At 69.5% G+C, this 5229-nt stretch carries 5 protein-coding genes and 2 tRNA genes; 6 read left to right on the top strand and 1 reads right to left on the bottom strand.

Translation table 11 applies throughout. From position 1 onward, the window contains the following. Positions 1-158 precede the first annotated feature (158 nt). From AOK24_RS30085 to AOK24_RS30075, 3 genes are all read left to right on the top strand, one after another. Positions 159-1340: a PP2C family protein-serine/threonine phosphatase gene (locus AOK24_RS30085; protein WP_055723192.1), complete on the top strand. Its 1182-nt coding sequence runs from the start codon at positions 159-161 to the stop codon at positions 1338-1340. 34 nt (positions 1341-1374) lie between these two features. Next, positions 1375-2127, top strand: coding sequence for a DUF6508 domain-containing protein (locus tag AOK24_RS30080; RefSeq protein ID WP_055723191.1), 753 nt, complete (start codon positions 1375-1377; stop codon positions 2125-2127). A gap of 64 nt (positions 2128-2191) precedes the next feature. Continuing rightward, a complete protein-coding gene (locus tag AOK24_RS30075) occupies positions 2192-2386 on the top strand; it encodes a hypothetical protein (RefSeq protein ID WP_010355309.1) in 195 nt (64 codons plus the stop codon). A gap of 56 nt (positions 2387-2442) precedes the next feature. On the opposite strand, the gene AOK24_RS30070 is transcribed toward AOK24_RS30075, so the two are convergent. Further along, positions 2443-2513, bottom strand: a tRNA-Gly gene (locus AOK24_RS30070). A 145-nt stretch (positions 2514-2658) separates the two neighbouring features. Here AOK24_RS30070 and AOK24_RS30065 point away from each other — a divergent pair. From AOK24_RS30065 to AOK24_RS30055, 3 genes are all read left to right on the top strand, one after another. Beyond that, positions 2659-2735, top strand: a tRNA-Pro gene (locus AOK24_RS30065). A 169-nt stretch (positions 2736-2904) separates the two neighbouring features. After that, on the top strand, positions 2905-4293 hold the full coding sequence (gene tig, locus AOK24_RS30060) for a trigger factor (RefSeq protein WP_055723190.1): 1389 nt from the start codon (positions 2905-2907) through the stop codon (positions 4291-4293). Positions 4294-4533: 240 nt separating this feature from the next. Further along, positions 4534-5154, top strand: a complete 621-nt coding sequence (locus AOK24_RS30055) for an ATP-dependent Clp protease proteolytic subunit (RefSeq protein WP_055723189.1) — start codon at positions 4534-4536, stop codon at positions 5152-5154. Positions 5155-5229: the final 75 nt, after the last annotated feature.

Genomic DNA, 5229 nt, shown 5'->3' with positions numbered 1-5229 from the left:
GCCCCGAACCACCCCAACCCGGGACGACCGATCGAATTCCGCCCTCCCCGCACACGAACCGCTCCCCATGAAGTTCACTGGGAGGCCGAACCTCGGACGGGGGACAAGTGGGACCTCCCGTGCCAAGCGGCGGGTTGGATGGATAGGGTCCCGAACTAATGGCAGCAGGACGACAGCGGCGCGCGGAAGCCGAGACGTTCACGGCCCGGTTGCGGCATCTGATGCACCGGGTCCGCACCGGCCTGCGCAGAAGCGCGGTGGACTACTTCCGCGGCGACGGCTCGGACTGGATAGCACTGGCCGGCCTCCTCCTCACCGTCCCGGTCATCATGATGGCGACGCTGGCGAACTCGGTGTGGTTCTCCCCGGCGGCCCTGGTCCTCCCGATCGTGGCCGGCGGCCTCCTGCTGCGCCCCTCCAGCCTGCTGGCCCTGTACGCGGCGGCGGCGACGGCCCTGATCATCGAGTCGGTCCAGCTGGGCCCGTACACGGAGGGCCCGTCGAGGGTGACCCCCGGCGTGGTCCTGGTGGTCGCGGCGTGCGGCTTCTTCGGCCTGCTGATCGCCCAGTTCCGCAGCCGGGTCGGCGTCCCGTGGCGCCGGGGCGGCACGATGCTGTTCGACCTGCGCGAACGCATCCGCGTCCAGAGCAAGCTCCCGAAGCTCCCGCCCGGCTGGCACCGCGAGATGGCGCTGCGCCCGGCGGGCGGCCAGTCGTTCTCCGGCGACTTCGTGGTCGCAGCGCGCACGAACGGCGGCCGGACGATGGAGGTCGTCCTCACGGACGTATCGGGCAAGGGCATGGACGCGGGCTCGCGGGCCCTCCTCCTGTCCGGCGCCTTCGGCGGCCTCCTCGGCTCCCTGCCCCCGCACGCCTTCCTCCCGGCCGCCAACGGCTACCTCCTGCGCCAGGACTGGGACGAGGGCTTCGCGACCTCCATCCACCTGGTCCTGGACCTCGACTCGGGCGACTACGAGCTGTACTCGGCGGGCCACCCGCCGGGCCTCCAGCTCAGCGCGGGCAGCGGACGCTGGGAGGAGAAGGCCGCGGAGGGCCCCCTCCTCGGCGTCTACGAGGGCGCCCAGTTCGACCCGGTGAAGGGCACCCTGCGCCCCGGCGACGTCCTGATGCTCTTCACGGACGGCCTGGTGGAGACCTCCGACCGCGACATCGTCGAGGGCATAGACCGCCTCACCGGCGAGGCCGACCGCTACGTCGCGGGCGGCTTCCAGGGCGCCGCCTGGCACCTCATCGAAGCGGTCGCGAAGGACGTCAACGACGACCGGGCCCTCCTCCTGGTCTGCCGCGAGGGCCCCACCGCATCGTCGGCCCGCTTCTGAGACGAGGCCGCGCACCGGCCCGGAAGGACACCGCATGACCAGGCCGGGCCTCCCCGACCCCCGCCACCCCGTCTGGTACTTCCCCGTCACGTCCCCCACCGGCGAGACGGCAGGCTACGCCTGGGCCGACCACACCCGCGCCGAGACCGGCTGGCTCCACCGCCGCGCCCACAGCACGGCCGTCCACGACCTCGCCGAGGAGTGGGCCAAGAAGCTGTACGAGGCCGGCGAGCGCCCCGGCGGCCAACCCCTGCTCCTGCTCGCCGGGTTGAGCCGCGAACCCGGCGCGGGCGAGGTCCGGGGCGCGAGCGGCCTGGACGCCGTGCACCGCCTCGCCCACCACGTCGAGGACTCCGACGACCGCCGCCTCCTCGCCGAACTGAGCCCCCAAGGCGCCGACGAGTGGCGCGAGTTGAGGGAGGCGTACGACGCGCTCACGGACGCGGACCGGGAGGTCCAGTGGGGCGGCGGGGAGCGGTCGGACAGCGGCGCGATCCAGGTCCCGTACCCGAAGTACAGCGCGCCCCTGTGGCGCGTCGTCGCCGCCCTGTACGAACTCGGCGCGGTCACCCCGGAACACCGCTGGACGGAGTGGCCCTGGCCCGAACTCCCCGCCGACGGACGGCTCCTGCCCGCCGACGCCGTACGCGCCGCGACCGCGCTGCTGCGGGCCGAGCGGATGTCCGGGGGCGGAATCGACAAGGCCGTACAGAACGGACTCTTCGACGCGATCGTCGTCTCGCTGCTCACCTGTTCGCCACCAGTTGGTGGGCAACACCCCGCATGACATGCGCCTGTTGGTGGCACGATGGTCTCGGGAGAGCGAACCGACCTAGGGCGTGTGATCAGTCATGGCCATTTCTCTGTCAGTGGTGCTGCTGTTGGCGATCGTCCTGGTGGTCATGATCCGCAGCGGCAGCATCAAGGGCGGCCCGGCGGTCGTCGCCGTCCTCTTCGGCTTCTTCCTCGCCTCGACCGGCCTCGCGCCGACGATAAACGACCTCATGAACTCGATCACGAAGGCGATCGCCGACATCAACTTCTGACATGACGAGAGCCGGACCGGAGAATCAACCTCCGGCCCGGCTCGGGTCGTTCACAGAGCGGGCGACGGGAATCGAACCCGCGTAGCCAGTTTGGAAGACTGGGGCTCTACCATTGAGCTACGCCCGCACAGAACGCGCCGCAGGTCAAAGAGGCCCGCGACACAGGAGCATCGTAGCGGCTGATCCCCCTCCACCGCACACCCCTTCCAGGCCCCCGGCGAATGCGGCAGCCGGACCGCGTCCGGGCATGTACCCTACGTGTCGCACCAGCACGGGGTATGGCGCAGCTTGGTAGCGCGTCCGCTTTGGGAGCGGAAGGCCGTGGGTTCAAATCCCGCTACCCCGACCACCTTCGCGATCACCGCGGTGATCGGCTTTGGGGGGCCTCGGCGGCTGCGGTTACTATGCAGGCTGCACGCCCGTGTCTCTCACTCTCTGGAAGTCTCCGGGCGGCGATCGGCCGGACCAATCGAGGTCCCGGCGGAAACCAAGAAGTCAGCCCCCAAGGAGACCGAACCGTGAAGAGCGCCGTGGAGACCCTGAACCCGACTCGGGTTCGGCTCAGCATCGAGGTGCCCTTCGAGGAGCTCAAGGACAGCCTCGACGCGGCGTACAAGAAGATCAACCAGCAGGTCACGGTCAAGGGCTTCCGCAAGGGCAAGATCCCGGCCCGGGTCATCGACCAGCGCTTCGGCCGCGGTGCGGTGCTGGAGGAGGCCGTCAACGACGCCCTCCCGAGGTTCTACACCGACGCCGTGAACGAGGCCGAGCTGAGCGTCCTGGGCCAGCCCGAGGTCGACATCACGGAGCTGAAGGACGGCGAGACGCTGAACTTCACCGCCGAGGTCGACGTCCGCCCCGCCCTTGAGCTCCCCGAGGACTTCTCCTCCATCGAGGTCGAGGTCGACGCGGTCGAGGTCACCGACGAGGACGTCGAGAAGTCCGTCGAGCAGCTCCGTGAGCGCTTCGCCTCCACCTCCCCGGTGGAGCGCGCCGCCGAGGACGGCGACGTCGTCACCGTCGACCTGGAGGCCAAGGTCGACGGCGAGGTGCTGGAGGACGGCATCGCCAACGGCGTCTCCTACACCATCGGCTCCGGCGAGCTGCTGGAAGGCATCGACGACGCCGTCAAGGGCCTGGAGGCCGGTGGCGAGGCCACCTTCACCTCCGAGCTGAAGGGCGGCACCGGCGCGGGCAAGGAGGCCGAGGTCACCGTCAAGGTCACCCAGGTCGCCGCCCGTGAACTCCCCGAGCTGGACGACGAGTTCGCGCAGCTCGCCTCCGAGTTCGACACGCTGGAGGAGCTGAAGGCGGACAGCCGCAAGCGCCTGGAGAACATGAAGCAGTACGACCAGGCCACGCAGGCTCAGGAGCGCGTCCTGGAGAAGCTCCTCGACATCGTCGAGGTGCCGGTGCCCGAGAAGCTCCTCGAAGAGGAGATCAACACCCGCAAGCACAACCTGGAGCACCACCAGCTGCCCCAGATGGGTCTCGAACTCGACAAGTACCTGGAGCTCCAGGGCAAGACCGCCGAGGAGTTCGACACCGAGACCCGTGACGCCGCGGTCAAGGGCATCAAGACCCAGTTCGTCCTGGACGAGCTGACCAAGCGCGAGAAGCTCTCCGTGAACCAGGAGGAGCTGACCGAGCACCTCATGCGCCGCGCGGCTTCCTCCGGCATGTCCCCCGACCAGTTCGCGCAGGCCGTCGTCGAGGGCAACCAGGTCCAGCTGCTCGTCGGCGAGGTCGCCCGCGGCAAGGCCCTGGCCCTGGTCGTCGAGTCCGCCACGGTGAAGGACACCAACGGCGAGGTCATCGACCTCGACGACGAGGACGAAGAAGAGGGCGCCGAGGTCACCGAGGAGGCCGCCGCCGAGGCCGCTTCCGAGGAGAAGGCCGACGCCTGAGCGGTAGCAGACTGACGACGGGCCCCGGGTTCTTCCGAACCCGGGGCCCGTTCGTTCGTTTCCGGTCTTTGAGCGGCGCAGGTCTACGCCCCCGGCGAACACTTACCTTTGCGGGATTCCCCGAACGGACCCGCGCGTTAGGGTCCATGACAGGGCCTGCGATATCGGCTGAACCGCCGGAGGCCCTCGCAGGGAAACGTGAGACGGCCCGGCGCCGTCGTAAGACGAGCAGGTGGATACGTGACGAATCTGATGCCCTCCGCCGCCGGTGAGCCCTCCATCGGCGGTGGCCTCGGCGACCATGTCTACAACCGTCTGCTCAACGAGCGGATCATCTTCCTCGGCCAGCCGGTGGACGACGACATCGCGAACCGGATCACCGCGCAGCTGCTGTTGCTGGCCGCCGCGGACCCCGAGAAGGACATCAACCTCTACATCAACAGCCCCGGCGGCTCCATCACGGCCGGCATGGCGATCTACGACACGATGCAGTTCATCAAGAACGACGTCATGACGATCGCGATGGGCCTCGCCGCCTCCATGGGACAGTTCCTCCTCAGCGCGGGCACCCCGGGCAAGCGCTTCGCGCTCCCGAACGCCGAGATCCTGATCCACCAGCCGTCCGCCGGCCTCGCCGGCTCGGCCTCGGACATCAAGATCCACGCCGAGCGCCTCCTCCACACGAAGAAGCGCATGGCCGAGCTGACGTCCCTCCACACCGGCCAGTCCGTCGAGCAGATCACCCGTGACTCCGACCGTGACCGCTGGTTCGACGCCCACGAGGCCAAGGAGTACGGCCTCATCGACGACGTCATCGCCACAGCCGCCGGCATGCCGGGCGGCGGCGGCACCGGGGCGTAACCCTCCGGGGGTCACCCAGGGGTACGGGACGTACCGGGGCCGGGTCCGACGGAGCCGGCCCCGGTACGTCCCGTA

The organism is Streptomyces niveiscabiei (assembly GCF_001419795.1).
GTDB classification, from domain to species: Bacteria; Actinomycetota; Actinomycetes; order Streptomycetales; family Streptomycetaceae; genus Streptomyces; species Streptomyces niveiscabiei.
This window is presented reverse-complemented; position numbering and strand designations above follow the sequence as displayed.